Origin of the sequence: Micromonospora sp. NPDC049107 (assembly GCF_040648595.1) — a bacterium.
GTDB lineage: Bacteria > Actinomycetota > Actinomycetes > Mycobacteriales > Micromonosporaceae > Micromonospora.
Window position 1 is genome coordinate 102884 of record NZ_JBEZEC010000001.1, and the last position, 21825, is coordinate 124708.

Genomic DNA, 21825 nt, shown 5'->3' on the forward strand with positions numbered 1-21825 from the left:
CCACCGTGGCCGGTGGCGGGCCGGTGTCGACGGGGCGGGGCCGGGCGTCCGGTGACGCCCTCGCGGGATGGTCCCCGTGACCGGCCGGTCGGGGACGACCACGGTCGGCGCCCGCGCGCCGATCGCCCTGGCCGACCTGCACGGTTCGCTGGCCGACCCGGTGCTCGACTCGATGACCTTCCTCAACGAGATCGCCGGTCGCTTCCCGGACGCGGTGTCGTTCGCCGCCGGCCGGCCCTACGAGGAGTTCTTCGAGGTCGAGGCGGTGCATCGGTACCTGCGCCGCTACTGCGACCATCTGCGTGACGAGCACGGGTTGAGCGAACGTCAGGTCAACCGCACGCTGTTGCAGTACGGGCGGACCAAGGGCATCGTGCACGACCTGGTGGCCCGCAACCTGTCCGTCGACGAGGGGATGGACGTCGACCCGGAGTCGGTCGTGGTGACGGTGGGCGCGCAGGAGGGCATGTTCCTCGTGTTGCGGGCGTTGCGGACCGACCCCCGCGACGTGCTGCTGGCCGTCTCGCCGAACTACGTGGGCATTCGCGGGGCCGCGTCGCTCGTGGACATGACCACGCTGCCGGTGCGGGACGGCTCGCGCGGCATCGACCTGGCCGACCTCGCCCGGGTGGTGCGCGACGCCCGGGCGGCGGGGCAGCGCCCCCGCGCGCTGTACCTCGTGCCCGACTTCGCCAACCCGGCCGGGGCGAGCCTGGACACCGAGACCCGGGTGGCGGTGCTGCGCGCGGCCGCCGAACACGATCTGCTGATCATCGAGGACAACCCGTACGGGCTGTTCCACGCCGGTGGCGACCGCCCGGCCACGCTCAAGGCCATGGACGACGACCGTCGGGTCGTCTATCTCGGCTCGTTCGCCAAGACCGGGATGCCCGGCGCCCGGGTGGGTTACGTGGTCGCTGACCAGCCGGTGGCCGGCCCCGGGGGAACGGGCCTGCTGGCCGACGAGCTTTCCAAGATCAAGAGCATGGTGACCGTCAACACCTCACCGCTGGCGCAGGCGATCATCGCCGGCAAGTTGCTGGAGCACGACTGCAGTCTCGTCCGCGCCAACGAGCGCGAGGCCGGCGCGTACCGGCGCAATCTGCGGCACGTGCTGGACGGCCTGGCCGCGCGCTTCGGGCCGGGTGCCGGCGTTTCCTGGAACACCCCCGGTGGGGGCTTCTTCCTCGTGGTGACGGTGCCGTTCGTGGTGGACGACGCGCTGCTGGAGCGCTCCGCCCGCGACTTCGGTGTGTTGTGGACGCCGATGCACCACTTCTACGCCGACGGAGGTGGACGCCACCAGCTCCGTCTGTCGGTCAGCCTGCTGCAGCCACCGCAGATCGAGCAGGGGCTCGACCGACTGGCGGCCCTGATCAGGGAGATGAGGCCGGTATGAACGCACCCATCATGCCGCTGGCCGGCGGACAGGTCGTGATCCTGCTCGTCCAGATCGCGTCCCTGCTCCTGCTCGGCCTCGGCCTGGGCCGGTTGGCGGCGCGGTTCGGCCTGCCCCAGATCGTCGGCGAGCTGATGGCCGGCGTGGTGCTCGGGCCGTCGCTGCTCGGCCACGCCGCTCCGGCGGTCCACGACTGGCTGTTCCCCGCCGACCCGGCGCAGATGCACCTGCTGGACGCGGTCGCCCAGATCGGCGTCCTGCTGCTGGTGGGGGTGGCCGGCATCGAGTTGGACACCCGGATCGTCCGCCGCCGTGGCACCTCGGCGCTCCGGATCAGTCTGGGCGGTCTGCTCATCCCGATCGGCTTCGGCATCCTGATCGGTTACCTGGCCCCGGCCGTCCTCGTGCCGGACACCACGGAACGCCCGGTGTTCGCGCTGTTCCTCGCCGTCGCCATGTGCGTGACGGCGATCCCCGTGATCGCCAAGACGCTGGCGGACATGAAGCTCATCCACCGCGACGTCGGGCAGTTGATCATGACTTCCGGCATGGTCGACGACGCCGTGGGCTGGTTCCTGTTGTCGGTCGTGTCGGCCATGGCGACCGTCGGCGTACGCGCGGGTCAGGTCGCGCTGTCCCTGCTGCTGCTGGTGGCGTTCGTGGTCGCCGCGATCGTCGTCGGCCGGCCGCTGGTGAGTGGAGCGTTGCGGCTCGCCGGCCGGTCCACCGAGAGCGGGCCGACCATCGTCACGGCCGTGATCATCGTCCTCGTCGGCGCGGCGATCACCCAGTCGCTGCACATGGAGGCGGTGTTCGGCGCGTTCGTCGCCGGCATTCTCGTCGGCCAGGCGATCCGGGATCGGCGGGCGGTGCTGGCCCCCCTGCGGACCGTCGTGCTCACCGTGCTGGCACCGATCTTCCTGGCCTCCGCCGGCCTACGGATGGACCTCGGCGTGCTGCTCGACCGCGACGTGGCGATCGCCGCCTTCGTGGTCCTCGCGGCGGCGATCCTCGGCAAGTTCACGGGCGCGTACCTCGGTGCGCGATCCAGCCGGCTCGGCCACTGGGAGTCCCTGGCCGTCGGCGCCGGCATGAACGCCCGGGGCGTCGTCGAGATCGTCGTCGCCATGGTGGGGTTGCGGCTCGGCGTCCTGGACATCGCCACCTTCACGATCATCGCCCTCGTCGCCATCGTCACGTCGATGATGGCGCCCCCGCTGCTACGCCTGGCGATGTCCCGGGTCGCGCACAGCGCCGACGAACTCCTGCGCAAGGCCGACCACGAGGAGCAGTGGGCGACCGGACCGGTCGTCCGACCGGCGGGCACGGGCGCCCCGCCGGCCGCGTAGCGGGCCGACCCAGCGGATCAACCCAGGACGCCGGCGGGGCCGATGGGGTCGGCCTCCCCGGAATCGTGCAGGGCGAGGATGGCCTCGGCCGCGTTCGCGGGTCCGTCAGTGGCCGCGTACCAGCGCTGGACCCGCTCGGCCGCCTCGCGGTAGGACCGGTCGGCCAGCATCTCCGCGGCGAGCGCGGCCAGTCTCGCGCCCACGTGTCTCGGCGCCAGCAGGCGTGCCGCGCCGATCCGTTCCAGCAGCGCGAGGTTCAGGTCCTGCTCCGGTTGGAGCGGAAAACCGAGCACCGGCGTGCCGCCGGCCATCGCCGTCTGCACGCTGCCCTGTCCGCCCGCGGTGATCGCCAGGTCCACCTCCGGCATGATCAGGTGGCTCGGCAGCACGCCGCCGACCATGACCCGGTCGCCGGCCATGTCGTGCAGGTCGTGGTGGGTGCCGGCGACCAGTACGCGCACCGGGAGGGTGGCGATGGTCGTCACCACGCGCCGCACGAAGCCCACCTCGGCCGAGTTGACCGCCACGTAGACGACCGGCCCCGGCTCGGCGAGGAAACGGGCGACCCGCTCGGGCAACGGCAGGTCGAGCCGGGCGTAGAGCGGCCCGACGCAGCGCAGCCGGGTGCCCGCCCGATAGCCCGACCGGCCGTCCGGCCGCCAGTCGGCCACCTCCGTGGCGGACACGCCCAGCACCTCCGGCACCTCCGGAATGAGCGCCAGGTCGCCGAGGACGAGCGCGGCGAGGCTGGGTACGCGCGGTACGCCCAGGTCGGCCGCCAGCCGGTTGAACCCGCCGCAGTAGAAGCCGACCCGGGACGGCAGGGAGTTGGACAACCACCGCAGCAGCGGCGACGGCAGCAGGCCGAAGTGCGCCTGACTCGGCGCCGGCAGCATCCCGCGCTCGAACAGCGGCGGTACCCAACTGCCGGCGTGCTCGGTGACCAGCCGGGCACCGGCCAGCCGGGTCGACAGCAGGGTGGTCAGCGTGAAGCCGGTGACCACCGTACGGATGTCGTGCTGGCGGAAGTACTCGGTCTCGGCGGTGACGTAGTCGCGCATCTCCCGGTCGGTGTACATGCTCTGACCGACGTAGCCCATGCCGATCTCGTCGCGGATGAACCGTTCGCACCGCTGCGGCGTCATCCGTTCACCGACGATGTCGTACGGGACGCCGACGTCGCGGAGCACGTGCTCGTAGGTGCCGCCGTGCGTGGCGATGCGGGCGGTCACCCCGCGCTGTCGCAGCGCGCGGTAGATCTCCAACATGCGCGAGGTGGCGGAGAGGAAGCCGCAGTGCGGCATCAGACAGATCACGCGGTCGTCGCCTCCGGGAGCGGACCGGCCTCCGGGAGCGGACCGGCCTCCGGGACCGAGTCGGCCTCCGGGACCGAGTCGGCCTCCGGGAGCGGTTCGGCCTGCGGTGACGGGCCGACGCCGCGGGCCACCGCGCGTACCTCGTCCAGCACCCGGGCGACCGGCACGTCGGCGCGCTGGGCGACCGCCAGGGCGTCGTCGTACTCCGGTTGCACGCTGACCAGACGGTCACCCAGGTAGCCGCGCTTGACCCGTACGGCGGTGTCGCCGTACGGCATGGCGATCTGGTCGCGGCGCAGCCGGCGGCGCTGCACGGTGGACACCCGTACGCCGAGCGTGCCGGTGTAGGTGAAGACCAGCCGGCAGACCAGGTCGAGCTGCGCCGGTGCGGCCAGCACGCTGAGCAGTTGCCCCGGTCGGCCCTTGCGCATCAGCACCGGCGTGCACCAGGCGTCCGCCGCGCCCACGGCCCGCAACCGCTCCAGCAGATCCGGCCAGATTCGCGGGTCCAGGTCGTCGATGGTGGTGTCGACCCGGTGCAGCGGTTCGCCCTGCCAGGGTGTGGCGTCGGAGTCCGGGGCCGCCGAGGCGCCCACCAGCACCCGCAGGATGTTCGGGTGGCCGGCCGGGTCGCGGGTGCCGGCGCCGACCCCGACCGCGTGCGGCACCAACGCCGGTGGCGGCCCCCAGCCGGTGGCCAGGGTGGCGAGCAGGGCGGCGCCCGACGGCGTGCACAACTCCATCGCGGCCGGATGGGCGGCGATCGGTGCGCCCGCGCCGGAGAGGATCTCCAGAACGGCGGGCACGGGTACCGGCATCGGGCCGTGCTCGGTGCGGACCACGCCGGAGCCGACCGCGACCGGGCCGACCACCCGGATCGGCGCGTCGAGCAGCCCCAGGTCGGCGAGCGCGAGCGCACATCCGACCAGGTCGACCACCGCGTCGAGGGCGCCGACCTCGTGGAAGTGGATGTCCGCCAGGGGTACGCCGTGCACCCGCGCCTCGGCCCGCGCGAGGGTGGTGAAGGCGGCGACCGCGAAGTCGTGCACCGCCGACGGGAGCGCCGCCCGCGCGATGATCGCGGTCACCGCGGCCAGGTCGCGGTGGGTGCCGCTGTCGGGTGCCGTGACGACGAGATGGGCGGCGCGCAGGCCGTGTCGGCGTACGCTCTCCAGCTTCAGCGTCACCGGCTCCACCGCGAGTCGCGCCACGCCCTGCTCGACGGCGGACAGGCTCGCGCCCGCGTCGAGCAACGCCGCCAGCAGCATGTCGCCGGCCGCGCCGTTGCTGGGGTCGACCCACAGGGCGGTGCTCGACGGGACCGCCGCGCTGTCCTCGGTCATCGTCCGCGGCTCAGCCATTCGCGTCTGCGCAGCTCGGCGTGCGGCGGGCGATCCTGGCGGCGGCGACGCCCGCGCCGAAGCCGTTGTCCACGTTGACGGTGAGCACGCCCGGGGCGCACGAGTTGAGCATGCCGAGCCAGGCCGTCAGGCCGTCCAGGTGCCAGCCGTACCCGACGCTGGTGGGCACCGCGATCAGCGGGCTGCCGACCAGTCCACCGAGGACCGACGGCAGCGCGGCCTCCATCCCGGCGATGGCCACCACCACGTCGGCGCGGGCGATCCGGTCCCGCTCGGCCAGCAACCGGTGCAGGCCGGCCACCCCGACGTCCACCACGAGATCCGCCCGGGACCCGAAGACGGCCACGGTGGCCGCGCACTCACGGGCGACCGGCAGGTCGCTCGTGCCGCCGCAGGCGATGGCGACCGTGCCCACCGGCGTGCGCTCGGGGCCCACCACCGCGGTCCGGGACACCGGATCCACCACGTCGGCGCCGAACTCGTCGGCGCACCGGGCCATGGCGGCGTCGGTGAGCCGGGTGGCGAGGATCGGAGTGTCCGGATGGGCGACGCGTAGCGCGTGCATCGCTCCCGTCACCTGTTCAGGAGTTTTGCCCGCGCCGTACACCACTTCGGGGTCGCCGGTGCGCGACAGACGGTCCACGTCCATCCGTGCGAATCCTAGGTCGATGAATTCCGGTGCGGACACCTCACGCTCCTTCCAGTACTGTCGAGCTGTGAGACCTGATGGATGGGCCTGGGGGGCCGCGGATCAGCTCGTCGCGGAATTCACACGATACGGCAAAACGCTCGTCGCATTCTCCGGTGGCGTGGACTCCAGCGTCGCCGTAGCGGCGGCGGTGCGGGCTCTGGATCCGGCCGATGTCGCCGCGGTGACGGCGGTTTCGGCCGCTGTCCCCGCCGCCGAGGTCGCCGCCGCCCGCGACTTCTGCGCCCGGCTCGGCGTGGCGCACCACGTGCTCGGCACCCGCGAGCTGGAGGTCGAGGGCTACCGCGAGAACGGCCCGCGCCGGTGCTACTTCTGCAAGAGCACGCTCATCGACACCGTGCGTGAGCTGGCCGACCGGCTCGGCTTCACGACAGTGGTGACGGGCACCAACGCCTCGGACCTGGCCGCCGGCTTCCGACCGGGGATCGCCGCCGCGGCCGAGCGCGAGGCCCGCACGCCGCTCGCGGACCTCGGGCTCGACAAGCCGGCGGTACGCGCGATAGCGGAGCTCTGGGGCCTCGACACGGCCGCCAAACCGGCCGCCGCCTGTCTGGCCAGCCGGATCGCGTTCGGGGTGCCCATCTCGCCGGCCCGGCTGGCCCGGGTGGAGCTGGCCGAGCTGGCCGCCCGCCGCCTGCTGGCCCCGCACGGGGTGGTCGACCTGCGGGTCCGTGACCTGGGCGACGGCGTCCGCCTCGAGGTCGACGCGCCCATCGTGGAGCGGGCCCGTGCCGACCAGCGGGTCGCCGCGGCCATCCGCGCGGCCGGATTCCCCGACCTGCCGCTCACCGTGGAGGCGTTCCGGTCCGGATCGATGAACGAACTGCTCGACGATCCGGACCGCTGGCGCTGACCGTCGGCGTCGTTTTTTCCGCGAATCGGTGGCTGACGCGCGGCCCGTTTGACGCTATCCTCATCTGGTGAATTACAACCCGGGTGACCGACCCGCCACGCCGAACTGGTCTCTCGATGGTGCCCACGTCCTGCTCACCGGGGTGACCGGGTTCCTCGGGCAGGCAGCGCTGGAGCGGCTGCTCGCCGACTACCCCAACACCCGGGTGACGGTGCTGGTGCGCGGGCGCGGCGCGACGTCGGGCGCCGACCGCGTCGCCGGACTGGGGCGCAAGCCGGTGTTCCGCACGCTGCGCCGCAGGATCGGCGGGCCGGCCCTCACGCAGTTGCTGGCCGAGCGGGTCAGCGTCCTCGAGGGCGACCTCACCGGCTCGGTCCCGGCGCTTCCGGACGACCTGACCGCCGTCCTGCACTGCGCGTCCACCGTGTCCTTCGACCCGCCGATCGACGAGGCGTTCGAGGTCAACGTCGGCGGTCTGGTCAACCTCTACGATGCGGTCGTCGCGCTGCCGCGACGTCCGCACGTGGTCCACGTCTCGACGGCGTACGTGGCCGGCGCCCGCAAGGGCGTGGTGCCCGAGGCCCCGCTGGACCACGACGTCGACTGGCAGGCCGAGCTGACCGCCGCGCGGGCCGCCCGCGCCGAGGTGGAGCGCGCTTCCCGCCGCCCCGAGGCGCTGCGCGCGCTGTTGGCCGAGGCCCGCGCCGAGCACGGCAAGGCCGGCCCGCAGGCGACGGCGCGGGCCGCCGAGGAGGCGCGGCGTCGCAAGGTGACCGAGCGACTCATCGACTACGGCCGGCTGCGCGCGCACAGCGTCGGCTGGCCGGACGTCTACACGTTCACCAAGGCGCTGGGGGAGCGGGTCGCCGAGCAGTACGCCCGCGACGAGGGGCTGCGCCTCTCCGTGGTGCGCCCGGCGATCGTGCAGAGCGCGCTGCGTCATCCGTTCCCCGGGTGGTTCGACTCCTTCAAGATGGTGGACCCGATCATCCTGTCGTACGGGCGCGGCACGCTTCCGGACTTTCCCGGCCTGCCCGACGCGGTGGTGGACATCGTCCCCATCGACCTGGTCACCAACGCCCTGCTGGCGGTCGCGGCCGTCGAGCCGGAGCCCGCCGCGCCGGTCTACTACCACGTCGGCACCGGCGCGCGGAACCCGCTGACCCAACGCCAGCTCGACGAGAACATCCGCAACTACTTCCGCCGTCACCCGCTGCCCGAGGCCGGTCGCGGTCACATCGCGGTGCCGACCTGGCGCTTTCCGGGCGCGAGCCAGATCGAGCGCAAGCTGCGCACCGGTGAGCGCGCCGTGTCGCTCGCCGAACGGGCGCTGCTGCGGCTGCCGGCCTCGCCGCGCACCCGCGACTGGATGACGAAGGTGCACAAGGAGACCAAGCGGATCGAGTCGCTGCGTCGACTGTCCGACCTGTACGGCGTCTACACCGAGGTCGAGGCCATCTACACCGACGGCAACGTGCTGGCGCTGCACCGCCAGGTGCCCGAGGAGATGGTCAGCCGGGGCAGCTTCGACGTCGCCGAGGTGGACTGGCCGCACTACCTCCAGGAGGTGCACTGCCCGGCCATCACCGCGCTGCTGCGGCAGTCGGTGACCCGGCGTCCCCGTTCCAGCGGGCGCGGGCCGCTGCCCGAGGGCCGCGACACGGTGGCGGTCTTCGACCTGGAGGGCACGGTGGTGGCGTCCAACCTCATCGAGACCTTCCTGTGGGCCCGCCTGTCCGACCGGCCGAAGGGCGGCTGGGCCAAGGAGTTCGCCGCGCTCGCCGGAGCCGCGCCGCGCTACCTGCGCGCCGAGCAGCGCAGCCGGGGTGAGTTCATCCGGACCTTCATGCGGCGGTACGCCGGCGCCTCCGAGGAGGCGCTGCGCGACCTGATCCGTGACCGGATGGGTGACGCGCTGCTGCGGCGGGCGCTGCCGGAGGCGATCCGGCAGATCCGCGCCCACCGTGCGGCCGGCCACCGCACCATCCTGATCACCGGCACCGCGGACATCCTCATCGAATCGCTGCGCCCGCTCTTCGACGACGTGGTCGCGAGCCGGTTGCACGTGCGCGACGGCGTCCTGACCGGCTTTTTGGCCTCACCGCCGTTGGTGGGCGAGGCCCGCCTGGCCTGGCTCCGCCACCACGCCGACGACATCGGCGCAGACCTGCGCAGCTCGTACGCGTACGGCGACAGCTTCTCCGACCGATCACTTCTCGAGGGGGTGGGCAACCCGGTGGCCGTCAACCCCGATCCCAAGCTGTACCGCCACGCGAAGCGCCAGAACTGGCGCATCGAGGAGTGGGGCGGGCACACGGTCGGCGCGGTCGAGAACATGGTCGAGCTGACCACCTCGGCCGCCGGCCCCGGCGCGCGGGGAGCGGCCCGATGATGCCGGCCCTGGAATACCGCCAGTCGACTCCCCGCTTCCTCGCCGCCCGGGGCGCCAGCTCCACCAAACTCGGCGGCCGGATGTCCGGCGTGCTCGCCAGCAACGTGGCGCCCCTGCGCCTGGTGCACCGGGCCGAGCCCAGCCTGCCGTCGGGCGACTGGGTCCGGCTGCGACCGCTGCTCTCCGGCATCTGCGGCTCGGACGTCAGCCTGCTGACGGGTCGCTCGTCGCCGTACTTCGGAGCGGTCGTGTCGATGCCCTTCGTGCCCGGGCACGAGGTGGTCGCGGAGACCCTGGACGACCTACCCAACCTGCCCAAGGGCAGCCGCGTCGTGGTCGACCCGGTGCTGTCCTGCGCCGTACGCGGCGGGGAGCCCTGCCGATGGTGTGTCGCGGGGCAGCACAGCCGGTGCGACCGGGTCACCGCCGGTCGTGTCTCCGCCGGCCTGCAGACCGGCTACTGCACCGACACCGGCGGCGGCTGGGGTCGGCAGATGGTCGCGCACGCGGCCCAGCTGCATCCCGTACCCGACACGATGGACGACCGCCGGGCGGTGCTCGTCGAGCCGCTGGCCTGCGCGGTGCACTCGGTCCATCGGGCGCAGGTGCCGGCCGGGGCGGCCGTGTTGATCGTCGGCGCCGGCACGGTCGGCCTGCTGACCCTGCTGGCGCTGCGTGCCCTGACCAAGGCCGGCCCCATCTACGTGGTGGCCAAGCACGCGCACCAGCACGCCCGGGCCCGCGAGCTCGGGGCCACCGAGGTTTTCCAGCCGTCCCGTGCGGCTCGCGCGGTACGCCGGGCCTGTGGCGGCACGCTGGAGCAACCCATGATCGGCGGCGACTTCCTCCTCGGCGGGGCGGACGTGGCCTTCGAGTGCACCGGTGCCGGGGCCGGCCTGGATATGGCGCTGCGGCTGGTCCGGGCCGGTGGCACGGTGCTGCTGTCCGGGATGCCTTCCGGCGGGGTGGACCTGACACCCGTCTGGTTCCGGGAGCTGAACCTCGTCGGGTCGTACGCCTCCAGCGGCAGCGCGGCGGCGAGCCCGACCGCCGGGACCGAGGCCGACGCGCCGGAGGCCGACGAGCCCGTCGGGGGCACGTTCGCCGAGGCGATGGCGCTGGCCGCCGAAGCGCCCCTGGACGGTTACGTCGACGCGATCTACCCGCTGTCGCGGTGGCGCGAGGCGCTCGGCCACGCCGCCAAGGCCGGGCAGTTGGGCGCCGTCAAGGTCGCCTTCGACCCCAGCCGCAACTGACCAAGCAGCCCGACGCACCCGCACGAGCCGGAACGACGAAAGGACAATTCATGAGCAGACCTGGCTTCGTGCTCGAGGTCGACGAGCGTACGCCGCCGCTGCTCGTCCACCAGGGGGAGGGTTTCCTCCTCGAGCGGTTCCCGCTCGGCACACGGGTGGTGTACCCGCCGGATTCGCTTCCGCCGATCGCCAACGTCGACGCCGCCATCCAGCGCGCGCTGCTGCACCCGGTGGACTCGCCGCCGCTGCCCGACCTGCTCCGCCCCGGGATGCGACTGACGATCGTCTTCGACGACCTGTCCCTCCCGTTGCCGCAGATGCGCCCACCGGACGTCCGGCAGCGGGTGATCGAGAACGTGCTGGAGCTCGCCGCCGAGGCGGGTGTGGACGACGTCGAGCTGATCGCGGCGAACTCGCTGCACCGGCGGATGACGCCGGCCGAGCTGAAGCGGATCGTCGGCGAGCGGGTCTTCCGGGCGTTCTTCCCCAAGCACCTGAAGAATCATGACGCCGAGGACCCGGACGGTCTGGTCCACCTCGGCACCACGCCGCACGGCGAGGACGTGGAGATCAACCGGCGGGCGGCCGAGAGCGATCTCATCGTGTACGCCAACATCAACCTCACCGCGATGAGCGGCGGCAGCAAGTCGGTGACCGTGGGTCTCGGCTCCTACCGGAGTCTTCGCCACCACCACAACGTCCACACGCTGCGCCACTCGCGCTCCTTCAACGACCCGCCGAACTCGGCCATGCACCACTCGTACGACCGGATGGCCGACGTGCTGGGCGAGGCGGTCAAGGTCTTCACGGTCGAGACCACCCTCAACCTCGACTCGTTCCCCAGCCAGGTCGGCTTCCTCAACAAGCGCGAATGGGAGTGGGGGATCGGCGACCAGCTCTCCTACCTGGCCGCCAAGCGGGCCAACGACCTGACGCCGCCCAAGCTGCGCCGACGCGTCTGGCAGAACAACGACGCGCCGTACGGGGTGACCGGGGTCAACGCGGGCCGGCCCGACTCGGTCCACCCGCTCACGCTCGCCAACGTGCACCGTCAGCAGCTCACCGAGGTGCAGGGTCAGAGTGACATCGGCGTGTGGGGCCTGCCCTTCATCTGCCCGTACAACGTCAACTCGATCATGAACCCGATCCTGGTGATGTCGCTGGGCCTGGGGTACTTCTTCAACCTCTACCGCAACCAGCCCATCGTGCGGCGCGGCGGGGTCGGCATCTTCTACCACCCGATGCCCAAGGAGTTCCACCCGGTGCACCACCCCAGCTACATCGACTTCTTCGAGGAGGTCCTGCCGCAGACCACCGACCCGGCGGCGATCGAGGCGAAGTACGAGCAGCAGTACGCGCAGGACCCCTGGTACCGGCACCTGTACCGGACCAGCTACGCGTACCACGGCGTGCACCCGTTCTACATGTGGTACTGGGGGGCGCACGCGATGGAGCACCTGGGCGACGTGATCTTCGTCGGCGCCGACCGGAAGACGGCGGCGGTGATGGGCTTCCGGGCGGCCTCTTCGCTCGCCGACGCGCTGGAGATGGCGCGTGACACGGTCGGGTCGAGCCCGAGCATCACCTACCTGCACGCCCCGCCCGTGACCCTGGCGGACGTCCGATGACCCGGGAGGCGACGTGCGCCTGATCGACGAGGTGAGGCTGCTGCGCGGCCGCCGCGACTGGCGTGGCCGGGCGACGACTCCTCGCTCCGCCGAGCCGTACGAGATCCGCCGCGAGCGCTCCGAGTTCCCCACCGCCTGGGCCCGCACCCGGGCGGCGGGGGCGGTCCGCTTCGGCCTGCAGCGGGGCGTGCTCAAGTCGGTGGCCTGGACCCAGACCCATCCGGTCGTTCGCGGCACGGAGTACCTCGACGGCTTGCAGGGGCCCGCCGTCTTCGTCTCCAATCACGCGAGTCACCTGGACACGCCGTTGATTCTCGGCTCGGTGCCCCGTCGGTTCGCGCGGCGGCTGGCCGTCGGGGCCGCCGCCGACTACTTCTTCGACGCGCGCTGGCGGGCCGTCGTGACGTCGCTGGTGTTCAACGCCTTCCCGATCGAGCGGCAGGGTGACCGGCGGCTACGCAGCCTCGCCACCAAGCTGCTCGGCGACGGTTGGAGCCTGCTGCTCTTTCCGGAGAGCAGCAGGTCCACCGACGGCTGGATGAGCGGCATGCGGTTGGGCGCCGCGCACCTGTGCTGCACGCACAACGTTCCGGCGGTGCCGGTCGCGCTGCGGGGCACGTTCGGCGCCATGCCGCGCGGCCGGAACTGGCCGGTGCCCGGCCGGCGCACGGTCGTGGTGCGCTACGGCCGGCCACTGTGGCCCCGCGAGGGCGAGGGGGCGCGGGCGTTCCACGAGCGGATGTCCGCCGCGATCGGCCGGTTGTGGGTGGAGGAGGAGGTCGGCTGGTACCGCTCACTGCGGACCGCGCCGGCCGCCGCCGTCGCGTCCACCACCGGGCCGCAGGCCGCCGAGTGGCGGCGGTTGTGGGAGTCGACGCGTCCGCTTCCCGCGGCCGACGGCCGCCCGGCCCGCCGTATCTGGCCGACCAGCCGTTCCTGACCGTCGGACGACTCCCGTTCGGGCGGTCGGCGTGCGGGCTACGGCCGCTCGCGCGGGAGATCGGCGGTTGGCTGCCCGGCGGCGTTGCCGGCCGGGAGACGGTAGCCGGCGAAGAAGACCGCCAGTCCCACCACGACGGTGAGCACCAGCAGGGCGTTCTCCGCGACGCTGTCGGCGGTTGGCAGCGCCCCCGCGTGGGCCAGATGGAACAGCAGGTGTGGCGTGTTCGCGACGACCGACGCGGCCGCTGCGGCGAGACACAACTCCCGCACCGGCCGCGCGGCCGCCCACCCGAGGACGACCGCCAACGCCAGGTAGGCGTAGCCCAGGTCGGACAGCAGGTGCTCGTTGTACGGGCCACCGGCGGCGACCCAGCCCGCGCCGAACGGGAACCAGTCGAAGAACCACCGTGGCGCGACGGACGCCGGCACGCCGAGGGCGAGCATCTGCGCGGCCAGTAATGCCGATCCGATCCGAATCCACCGCATGGGGCTTTTCCTGGGCGCTTGCGCGTCGTGTGTCGGCATCTTGCCTCTGCTCAAAGGTTCGTTGACACCCTTCAACGAGGGCATCTATGGTTCGACCGTTCCTCGACTAATGAATTAGTAGCACAGACTCGCTTATGGGAGGGGGCTGCGACGTTGCGATCGTACGGGTCCTACATCGCAGGTCAGGACGTTCCAGCGGACAAGTGGGTACATTGCCTGCGCGCCTCGGCGGTGCTCGACGACATGCTGCCCCAGCTTTCCCTCAAGCGTGACCTGGACCGCGGCCGTCGCCACGACGGCGACGACCACGCGAGCGTCCTGGCCCGCTGCGCGGTGGCCGACGACGCCGTCGTCGAGCAGGCCATCCAGGCCGCCGCGGCGGCGGCGCCCGTCTGGGGCGCGATGCCTCTTCGGGTACGGCTCCAGGTGGCGCACCGACTCCACGAGGAGCTGCGCCGGCGGCACGACGAGGTGGTGGAGGTCCTCGTCCAGGAGGGGCACCCCCGCGCGCTCGCCGAGTGGGAGCTGGCCGGGTGCCTGCACGGGACGAGCCCCGAGACGATCGGGCTGTGCGCGGAGCAGATGCACCGGGAGTACGACGACGCGAACCGGCGTCTACTGGTGGTACGCAAGCCCGACGGCGTGGTCGCGCTGAGCCCACCGCAGAACGCGGCGGCGGTCAACTCGCTGCTCGGCGTTCCCGCGCTCGCCGCCGGCAACGCGCTCGTCGTGAAGGCGCCGCGGGGGAGCCCCTACGGCGTGATGTTCGTGCTGCGCGAGATCGTGGCGCCGATCCTCGACGAGGTCGGTGCCCCACCCGGCACCCTGAACGTGGTCTGCGGCCCGCCCAAGCGGATCCTCGACCAGTTCCTGGCCAGCCCGCTCGTCGACGACATCTTCTACTTCGGCAGCAGCGAACTCGGCATCCCGCTCGGAGTGGAGGCGGTACGCCGGGGCAAGAAGCCGATCCTGGAGTTGGCCGGCAACGACGGTTGCGTGGTGTGGCACGACGCCGATCTCGACCGTGCCGCCGAGGCGCTCACCGAGAGCTTCTTCGGGTCCGGGCAGATCTGCATGGTTCCCAACTACGTGGTGGCCCACCCGGCGATCGCGGACCGTCTGCTGGCCCGCCTGATCAGCCACGCCCGCAAGATCCGGCCCGGTCATCCCGAGGATCCGGACGTGCTGCTGTCGCCGGTGCTCAAGAGCGACCAGTTCGCCCGGTACGTCGAGCAGGCCACGGAGTGCGGCGCCGAGGTGCTCGCCGGTGGGAACCGGATGGAGCTGGACGGCTCGATCTCGTCCACCGGGGTGTTCGTCGAGCCGACCGTTCTGCGGGTCAACGGCCTGACCGACGCCCGGGCGGTGTGGGCGGTGGCCCGGGAGACCTTCTTCCCGCTGCTGCCGGTGGTGGTGCCCGACCCGGACCACGGCGACGGCCTGCTCGACGACGTCATCGACTTCCTGAACGCCAACGAGTACGCCCTGCGCAACTCGGTCTGGACCGGTGACGAGTCCATGGTCGAGCAGTTCGTGGCCCGGGTGCACAACGGGGGCCTACTCAAGATCAACGACTCGCACATCGGGTTCGTCCCGTACCTGTCCACCCACGGTGGCGCCGGCCTGACCGGCGGCCCGGGGGGCGAGAGCAACTATCCAATGCTGCGTACGTCGCACCTGCAGGGCATCAGCATCGGTCGCGACGTCCAGCCCCGGCGGGCGGCACTTGCCTCCCCGCTGCGTGCCGAGCGGGAGGGTCTGGCGGCATGAGCTTTCTCGACACCGAGCGGGACACCTGCGACATGCTGCTTCCCGGCCTGCTCAAGAGGCTCGGCGAGGTTCCCCTGATGGAGTTGGAGCGCCCGGGTGGGCCGGGCGTCGCCCTCTTCCGGGAGGCGGGGGGCGCGGGTCTGGTGGTGCCCAAGACCTACCAGGGGCTCGGCGCGTCCGCCCTCCAGGCCGTGCGGGTCACCCGCGCCCTGGCCGCGCAGGCGCCGTCGCTGGCGGTCGCCACCACGATGCACCAGTTCTCGGTCGCCGGCCTGGTGGCCCTGGCCCGGGCGAACGTCGGGTTCGAGTGGATGCTGCTGGAGGCGGTGGCCACCGATCGCCGGCTGGTGGCCTCCGGCTTCGCCGAGGGGCATGCCGGTCGCGGCATCCTGACGCCCACCATGACGGCCCGGCGGGACGGCAAGAACTGGCGGGTCACCGGTGCGAAGCGCCCGTGCAGCCTCTCCGCCTCGATGGACCTGCTGACCGCCAGCGTGGCGGTGCCCACCGACGACGGCGGCACCCGCCTGGGTGTGGCGCTCATCCCGGCGGAGTCGCCGGGCATCACGATCGAGCCCTTCTGGGCGTCGCCGGTGCTCACCGGCGCCGAGTCCGACGCCGTGCTGCTCAACGACGTCGAGGTGCACCCGGACCTGTTCGTCTACCCGGAGGTCGCGCTCGACGGCCAGCTCGACGACCTGCAGACCATCGGGTTCGTCTGGTTCCAGCTCCTGGTGACCGCGTGTTACCTGGGGGTGGCGTCCGCGCTGGTCGAGCGCGCGATCACCAGCGGCCGGGGACCGGTCACCGAGCGGGCGGACGTGGCGACCGCCGTGCAGGGCGCGGCGATCATGTTGGACGGCGCGGCACGGAGTCTCGACGACGGCGACGGCGGCAACGACGCCCTCGGCCGGGCGCTCGTGGTGCGCTTCGCCGCCGCGAACGCGATCGCCACGGCGGTGCGCGGGTCGGTGGATCTGCTCGGTGGGATGGCGTTCATCTCCTCGCCCGAGGTGGCCTATCTCGCCGCCACGTCGCACGCGGTCGCCTTCCATCCACCGTCGCGGGTGAGCACCGCCGCGGAACTGACGGCCTGGTTCGGCGGCCAGCCGCTCGTGGTGAGCTAGGAGGAGTGGTGACAGCCAGCAGCGTAGAGACCGATCAGCAGGTACGGGAGCAGGTCCGGAACAACTACCGTCGGTTCCTGTCCCGGGGCCGCGCCAAGCTCGGCGACATGTTCGGCGGGCACGTCGAGGTCGGTTCCGAGGGCGCCTGGGTGTACACCTCGGACGGCAACCGTTTCCTCAACGTGGGCGGCTACGGCGTGTTCCTGCATGGCGCCCGGCACCCGGCCGTGGTCGCCGCGGTCATCGCGCAGATCCAGAGCCATCCGATTGCCACCCGACTGATGCTGGAGCCGTCGGTGGCCGAGGCCGCGGCGGCGCTCGTCGCGGTGGCGCCGCCCGGGTTGACCCGGGTGCACTTCGCGGGCTCCGGCGCGGAGGCTGTGGAGGCGGCCATCAAGATGGCCCGTGTCCAGGGCCGGCGCAGGCTCGTCTCGACCGTCAACGGATACCACGGCAAGACCATGGGGGCGCTCTCCGTCACCGGGCAGGACCTCTACCAGCGTCCGTTCCGCCCGCTGTTGCCGGACGCCTCGCACGTTCCGTACGGAGACGCCGAGGCGCTGGCCGCCGTGCTGGCGGCCGGGCCGCCGGCCTGCGTGATCATGGAACCGGTGCAGGGCGAGGGCGGGGTGGTCATCCCGCCGCCCGGCTACCTGCGCGAGGTGTCCCGACTGTGCCGGGAGCACGGCGCGTTCCTGGTGCTCGACGAGATCCTCACCGGCGTCGGCCGCCTCGGTCACTGGTGGGGCGCCCTTCGCGAGGGCGTGACACCGGACGTGCTGCTGGCCGGCAAGAGCCTGTCCGGCGGCATCGTGCCGGTCTCCGCCGTGGTCGCCACCGCCGAGGCGTTCCAGGCCTTCGACAAGGACCCGTTCCTGCACACGTCTACGTTCTCCGGCGCGCCGATCGCGATGGCCGCCACCCGTGCCGCGATCACGGTCGCCACCGAGGAACGGTTGGTCGAGCGCTCGGCGACGCTCGGTGACGAGTTGCTGGCCCGCCTGCGGGCGGCGGCGGCCGGGTATCCGCACCTGGTTCGTGAGGTACGCGGCGTCGGGCTGCTGATCGGCGTGGAGTTCGCCGGTCCGGGGCTGGCCGGCGAGGCCATCCTCGAACTCCTCAACGCCCGGGTGATCGTGAACCACTCGCTGAACGCCAGCGCCGTGCTGCGCCTCACTCCACCCGCGGTGCTCTCCGGCGACGAGGTCGCCCTCCTGGTCGACGCGTTCGACGGCGCGCTGCGCACGCTCGGCCACCGCTATCCGACAGCAGACCGGCTGGGGGTCCACTGACATGCGACGGGTCGAGATCCAGGCATTCCTTTCCGGTGGGGACGGCGGCGCGGTGTTCGACCAGCTGGTCGACTTCGAGCGCTACCCGCACCTGGTCGACGTGGTCCAGAGGGTGACCGTGCAGTCGCCGGCCGACGCGCGACGGGTCGTCAGCTCGTGGGAGGTCCTGTTCCGCAACGGGATCCTGGCCTGGACGGAGGCCGACGACCTGGACCGCGATCGTCTCACCATCGAGTTCGACCAGATCGACGGTGACTTCGACGAGTTCTCCGGCGCGTGGACGCTGCGCCAGGACCCGGACGGGGTGGCGATGACGTTCGTGGCGAGCTTCGACTTCGGCGTGCCCAGTCTCGCCAGCATCATCGATCCGGTCGCGGAGCGGGTCCTCACCGAGACGATCCACCACGTTCTCCGGGGACTGTTCCCGGCGGTGACCATCCCGGACGGCGTCCTGGCGACCGCGTCGGTCGGCGTCAGCGGGAAGGCCTGACGATGGACCAGCTGAACACGTTCGACACGCCGACCACCGCCCGGCTGCACCGCGCGGAGTGGTTCGCCGGGCTCGCGCTGGCGAGTGGCCTGTTCATCGCGCACTGGGACGAGATCCGGTGGCTGCCGGCGATCGGGCTGTTCCTCTACATCGACCTGATCGGCTACATCCCCGGGGCGATCGCCTACCATCGCAGCCCGGACGGGCGGATTCCGAAGGCGTACTACGTCCTCTACAACAGCATGCACAGCCTGCTCAGCGCTGGACTGGTGGTGGCGCTCTGGGCCTGGCTGATCGGGCCGGAATGGGCGCTGCTGGCGGTGCCGATCCACCTCTTCGGTGACCGCTCGCTCTTCGGCAACCAGCTCAAGCCCTTCGGCGTGCCGTTCGAGCCGAAGCGTCTGCCCGCCTTCGACGCGCTGCTGCGCGAGGTGACCGGCGGTCCGTCGCCGGCCCCTGCCGGGCGAGCCGACTCACCGGTCCCGACGGCCACGTCGAGACCCACCTCGGTGGCCTGATGAGCCGGCCGGTCTCCGCGGCGAGCGGTTGGCAACGCGACGACCCGCGGGCCGCGCGACTGCCGGCCCTCGCCGGCGACGAGGAGGCGTCCGTCGCCATCGTCGGAGGAGGGCTGGCCGGGCTCGCGCTGGCGTACCAGTTGACGAACCACCTGCCCGCCCGCGACATCCTGGTCCTGGAGGCCACCGAGGTCGGCTCCGGCGCCAGCGGACACAGCACCGGCATCGTCGGCCCCGGGGTCGGCGGCCCGATCACGACACTGGTCAGACGGTACGGACGGGACCGGGCCCGGACCATGTTCGCCGCCACGCTCGACGGGATCGCCGCGCTGCGGCGGCTGGCCCGGGGTCTGCCCGACGGCTGCGAGCTGACCGACGGCTTCCAGCTCGTGGCCGCGTCGGCGCCCGCACACGCCGGATCGCTCCGACGTCAGGCGCAGACCCTGCGCGACCTCGGCTTCGACGCCTCCTACCTGGACCGCGACGGCGCCACCGAGCGCCTGGGCAGCACCCGTTACCACGGCGCGTTGTGCTACCCCGACGTGGCGCTGGTCAACCCGTGGCTGCTGGTCCAGGCACTCCGGGCGGCGCTGCTCACCGCCGGGGTGCGCATCGCCGAGAACACGCCGGTCACCGCGATCACCGGCGGCGACCCGGTCACGGTGACGGCCGGGGGACATCGGGTACGCGCCAGACGGGTGGCCCTGACCACGGACGGCTTCACCACCGGGCTGGGACTGTTCACCCGGAACGTCGCGGTGATCCGTACCCATGTCCTGCGCACCGGCCCCGTACCCGCCGACCTGCTGGCGCGGACCGGTTGGGAGGGGCGCGGCGCGGCCATCGACAGCCGGTCGTTCTTCAACTACCTGCGGATGACCGCTCGCGGCCGGCTGCTGTTCGGCGGTGGTCCCGCCCTGCTGGAGCCGCGCGTCGACGAGCGCGGTATCGCCGCCGTTCGGGACCGGCTGGTCCGCGAACTCGCCGCGACCTTTCCGGCGCTGGCGGACGTGCCGGTGACCGACTTCTGGTCCGGCGTCACGGCGTCCACGTTCGACCGGCTGCCGATCGTCGGTCCGGTTCCGGGCCGGCCGGGGGTGTGGTTCGCGGGCGCGTGGTGTGGGCACGGCCTGGCCCTCTCGGCGCTGACGGCCGAGGTGCTCGCCCCCCGGCTGGTCGACCGCTCGGATCCGACGGCGGCCGACCCGACCGCGCCGCTGCCGGAGCTGCCCTGGCTGCGCGGCACCGCGGGCCTGATGCCGACGGGCCGGATCGGCAACCTGCTGCTGGCCGGCTACCTGCGCGGGCTGGACGCGGCCGACAAGATCGCCCCTGCCCGCCGCTCGCCAATCCCACCCGCCCTCGTGACCCCTGTCGCGCCGACCGACCCGTCGTCGGCCGTCGAGCCAACTCGGCCCCCGGTCGCTGTGGCGGCGGAGCTGCCAGTCTCCGCGGCGTCCGGGCCGGCCACAACGCCAGACCTGCCGGTCGCCGCGGCCCCAGAGCCAGCGGCCACCGCGACGGTGCCGCCGGTCGGTGCGGCCGCGGAACCAACGGGCCCGGCCACCGGATTGCCGGCGGCGGCGACGGGCGGCGCGGTCGTGGCCGGCAACCGGGCGATGGAGCAGCAGGTCGACGTCGTGATCGTGGGGGCGCGGGTGGCCGGTTCGGCGCTGGCGGCCCGGCTCGCGGCAGCCGGTCTGTCGGTGGCCGTGTTCGACCGCGGTGACCTGCCCGCGCCGACCCTGTCCACGCACATCCTGCACGGCACCGAGGACCTGCGGATCGAGGGCGTGTACGACACCGTCGTCGCACAGGGCGTGCCGCCGCTGCACGACGTGTGGGTCCGGCTGGACGACGTGAAGCTGCACTTCCGCCACCCGGACGACCCGGGGCTGTGTCCACCTCGGGACGTCCTCGACCAGGTTCTGCTGGACCGGGCGGTCGCCGCCGGCGCCAAGACCTCCACCGGCACCGCCGTCGTCGGTCTGCGGCACGGCGCGGACGGCGCGGTGCGCGGCGTGACCGTGCAGCGTGCCGACGGTTCGGTCCGGGACGTGTCGGCGCGGCTGGTGGTGGGAGCGGACGGCCGTAACTCGTCGGTGGCCCGGTGGGTGGGTGCCCGCCAGTACCTGACGGCGCGCAGCGAACGGGCCCTGCTCTGGCGGTACTTCACCGGCGCACGGATCCCGCCGGCGCTGCTGTGGCACCGCATCGGGGTGCACATCGTCTCGATCCTGCCCACCGGTCCCGAGGATTTCGTGGTCATCGCGCAACCTCCGGAGCGCCTACAGGGCGAGCTGGCCGGTCAGAAGGTGGCCGGGTTCCTGCGGCACGTCGAGTCGGTCAGCCCGCAGGTGGGCCACCTCGCCGCCGCCGGCGAGCCGGTGGGGGACCTGCACCGCGTGGTGCGGTACCCGTCCTTCTTCCGGCAGCCGTTCGGGCCGGGCTGGGCCCTGGTGGGCGACGCCGGGCACGCCAAGGACGCCACCCTGGGACACGGGATCAACGACGCGCTGCGCAACGCCCGCGCGCTCGCGGCGGTGCTGACCGCGCACTGGGAACAGCCGGCGGCGCTGTCGTCGGGGCTGGCCCGGTGGGCCCGGAACCGAGACCGGGCTGAGTTGCCGAACTACTGGTACGGCCAGGACATCGGCCGGGGCGGCACGGTCACCGCGATGGAGCACGCGTTCCTCGCCGGCCTCCAGCGCAACTCCCGGGCCGTGGGCCGGCTCGATGACGTGATGGGTGACCGGCTCGACGCCGACCGACTGCTCACCCTGCCCCGGCTGGTGGGTGCCGTCGCCCACCGTGTCACCGGCGGCGAACCCGCCTCGGCCGTCGGGCGTGAGGCCGTGGACCTTGTCCAGCTCGCGCGGGCACGCCGGCGCGCGGCGACCCGCCACGACCCGTCCGCTCCCTGATAGGTGGAGGCCA

The 21825-nt window shown here is 72.6% G+C and carries 17 protein-coding genes; 13 read left to right on the forward strand and 4 right to left on the reverse strand.

The window, feature by feature from the left end:
• The first annotated feature begins 172 nt into the window (after positions 1 to 172).
• A complete protein-coding gene (locus tag AB0B55_RS00385; protein ID WP_357125708.1) occupies positions 173 to 1399 on the forward strand; it encodes a PLP-dependent aminotransferase family protein in 1227 nt (408 codons plus the stop codon).
• A complete protein-coding gene (locus AB0B55_RS00390; protein WP_357125263.1) occupies positions 1396 to 2748 on the forward strand; it encodes a cation:proton antiporter in 1353 nt (450 codons plus the stop codon). Before AB0B55_RS00385 ends, AB0B55_RS00390 begins: the two co-directional genes overlap by 4 nt.
• A 17-nt stretch (positions 2749 to 2765) precedes the next feature.
• Here AB0B55_RS00390 and AB0B55_RS00395 read toward each other — a convergent pair whose 3' ends face one another.
• From AB0B55_RS00395 to larB, 3 genes are read right to left on the reverse strand one after another with little or no spacing between them, the layout of a single operon-like run.
• Positions 2766 to 4064: a nucleotide disphospho-sugar-binding domain-containing protein gene (locus AB0B55_RS00395; RefSeq protein ID WP_357125266.1), complete on the reverse strand. Its 1299-nt coding sequence runs from the start codon at positions 4062 to 4064 to the stop codon at positions 2766 to 2768.
• Positions 4061 to 5425, reverse strand: a complete 1365-nt coding sequence (larC, locus tag AB0B55_RS00400) for a nickel pincer cofactor biosynthesis protein LarC (RefSeq protein WP_357169068.1) — start codon at positions 5423 to 5425, stop codon at positions 4061 to 4063. The genes AB0B55_RS00395 and larC overlap by 4 nt, the downstream gene beginning before the upstream one ends.
• A complete protein-coding gene (gene larB, locus AB0B55_RS00405) occupies positions 5418 to 6074 on the reverse strand; it encodes a nickel pincer cofactor biosynthesis protein LarB (protein ID WP_357125274.1) in 657 nt (218 codons plus the stop codon). The genes larC and larB overlap by 8 nt, the downstream gene beginning before the upstream one ends.
• A 19-nt stretch (positions 6075 to 6093) precedes the next feature.
• Between larB and larE the strand changes: the two genes are divergently transcribed.
• The 5 genes from larE to AB0B55_RS00430 all read left to right on the forward strand — a co-directional run bounded on the left by larE (position 6094) and on the right by AB0B55_RS00430 (position 13203).
• Complete coding sequence (larE, locus tag AB0B55_RS00410; RefSeq protein WP_357169071.1) at positions 6094 to 6987, forward strand: ATP-dependent sacrificial sulfur transferase LarE; 894 nt, start codon at positions 6094 to 6096, stop codon at positions 6985 to 6987.
• 67 nt (positions 6988 to 7054) lie between these two features.
• Entirely contained in the window at positions 7055 to 9379 is a 2325-nt protein-coding gene (locus AB0B55_RS00415) for an HAD-IB family hydrolase (RefSeq protein ID WP_357125281.1), read from the forward strand.
• Positions 9376 to 10635 carry a zinc-binding dehydrogenase gene (locus tag AB0B55_RS00420; RefSeq protein WP_357125284.1) on the forward strand — a complete coding sequence of 420 codons (1260 nt, stop codon included), beginning with the start codon at positions 9376 to 9378 and terminating at the stop codon, positions 10633 to 10635. The genes AB0B55_RS00415 and AB0B55_RS00420 overlap by 4 nt, the downstream gene beginning before the upstream one ends.
• Before the next feature lie 50 nt (positions 10636 to 10685).
• Complete coding sequence (locus AB0B55_RS00425; protein WP_357125287.1) at positions 10686 to 12263, forward strand: lactate racemase domain-containing protein; 1578 nt, start codon at positions 10686 to 10688, stop codon at positions 12261 to 12263.
• 13 nt (positions 12264 to 12276) lie between these two features.
• Positions 12277 to 13203 carry a lysophospholipid acyltransferase family protein gene (locus AB0B55_RS00430; protein ID WP_357125290.1) on the forward strand — a complete coding sequence of 309 codons (927 nt, stop codon included), beginning with the start codon at positions 12277 to 12279 and terminating at the stop codon, positions 13201 to 13203.
• 38 nt (positions 13204 to 13241) lie between these two features.
• Here AB0B55_RS00430 and AB0B55_RS00435 read toward each other — a convergent pair whose 3' ends face one another.
• Complete coding sequence (locus AB0B55_RS00435) at positions 13242 to 13691, reverse strand: hypothetical protein (protein ID WP_357169074.1); 450 nt, start codon at positions 13689 to 13691, stop codon at positions 13242 to 13244.
• Between the two features lie 243 nt (positions 13692 to 13934).
• Between AB0B55_RS00435 and AB0B55_RS00440 the strand changes: the two genes are divergently transcribed.
• Genes AB0B55_RS00440 through AB0B55_RS00465 form a run of 6 tightly spaced genes read left to right on the forward strand, consistent with a single transcriptional unit; the run spans position 13935 to position 21812 of the window.
• A complete protein-coding gene (locus AB0B55_RS00440; RefSeq protein WP_357169077.1) occupies positions 13935 to 15461 on the forward strand; it encodes an aldehyde dehydrogenase family protein in 1527 nt (508 codons plus the stop codon).
• Positions 15458 to 16588, forward strand: a complete 1131-nt coding sequence (locus AB0B55_RS00445; protein ID WP_357125299.1) for an acyl-CoA dehydrogenase family protein — start codon at positions 15458 to 15460, stop codon at positions 16586 to 16588. The genes AB0B55_RS00440 and AB0B55_RS00445 overlap by 4 nt, the downstream gene beginning before the upstream one ends.
• 8 nt (positions 16589 to 16596) lie before the next feature.
• Positions 16597 to 17880, forward strand: a complete 1284-nt coding sequence (locus tag AB0B55_RS00450) for an aminotransferase class III-fold pyridoxal phosphate-dependent enzyme (RefSeq protein WP_357125302.1) — start codon at positions 16597 to 16599, stop codon at positions 17878 to 17880.
• Position 17881: 1 nt separating this feature from the next.
• Complete coding sequence (locus AB0B55_RS00455) at positions 17882 to 18370, forward strand: SRPBCC family protein (protein WP_357125305.1); 489 nt, start codon at positions 17882 to 17884, stop codon at positions 18368 to 18370.
• A 2-nt stretch (positions 18371 to 18372) separates the two neighbouring features.
• Positions 18373 to 18888, forward strand: a complete 516-nt coding sequence (locus AB0B55_RS00460) for a hypothetical protein (RefSeq protein ID WP_357125308.1) — start codon at positions 18373 to 18375, stop codon at positions 18886 to 18888.
• The gene (locus AB0B55_RS00465) at positions 18888 to 21812 is read left to right on the forward strand and encodes an FAD-dependent oxidoreductase (protein WP_357169080.1); all 2925 of its coding nucleotides are present in this window, start codon (positions 18888 to 18890) and stop codon (positions 21810 to 21812) included. The genes AB0B55_RS00460 and AB0B55_RS00465 overlap by 1 nt, the downstream gene beginning before the upstream one ends.
• Positions 21813 to 21825 lie beyond the last annotated feature (13 nt).

Bases quoted from the DNA above. Each gene is read 5' to 3' on its own strand.
- AB0B55_RS00465 (WP_357169080.1), top strand. From the start codon at position 18,888: ATGAGCCGGCCGGTCTCCGCGGCGAGCGGTTGGCAACGCGACGACCCG.
- AB0B55_RS00425 (WP_357125287.1), top strand. From the start codon at position 10,686: ATGAGCAGACCTGGCTTCGTGCTCGAGGTCGACGAGCGTACGCCGCCG.
- AB0B55_RS00455 (WP_357125305.1), top strand. From the start codon at position 17,882: ATGCGACGGGTCGAGATCCAGGCATTCCTTTCCGGTGGGGACGGCGGC.
- AB0B55_RS00445 (WP_357125299.1), top strand. From the start codon at position 15,458: ATGAGCTTTCTCGACACCGAGCGGGACACCTGCGACATGCTGCTTCCC.
- AB0B55_RS00435 (WP_357169074.1), bottom strand. From the start codon at position 13,691: ATGCGGTGGATTCGGATCGGATCGGCATTACTGGCCGCGCAGATGCTC.
- larC (WP_357169068.1), bottom strand. From the start codon at position 5,425: ATGGCTGAGCCGCGGACGATGACCGAGGACAGCGCGGCGGTCCCGTCG.
- larE (WP_357169071.1), top strand. From the start codon at position 6,094: ATGAATTCCGGTGCGGACACCTCACGCTCCTTCCAGTACTGTCGAGCT.
- AB0B55_RS00420 (WP_357125284.1), top strand. From the start codon at position 9,376: ATGATGCCGGCCCTGGAATACCGCCAGTCGACTCCCCGCTTCCTCGCC.
- AB0B55_RS00385 (WP_357125708.1), top strand. From the start codon at position 173: ATGACCTTCCTCAACGAGATCGCCGGTCGCTTCCCGGACGCGGTGTCG.
- AB0B55_RS00390 (WP_357125263.1), top strand. From the start codon at position 1,396: ATGAACGCACCCATCATGCCGCTGGCCGGCGGACAGGTCGTGATCCTG.
- AB0B55_RS00460 (WP_357125308.1), top strand. From the start codon at position 18,373: ATGGACCAGCTGAACACGTTCGACACGCCGACCACCGCCCGGCTGCAC.
- larB (WP_357125274.1), bottom strand. From the start codon at position 6,074: ATGGACGTGGACCGTCTGTCGCGCACCGGCGACCCCGAAGTGGTGTAC.
- AB0B55_RS00440 (WP_357169077.1), top strand. From the start codon at position 13,935: ATGCTGCCCCAGCTTTCCCTCAAGCGTGACCTGGACCGCGGCCGTCGC.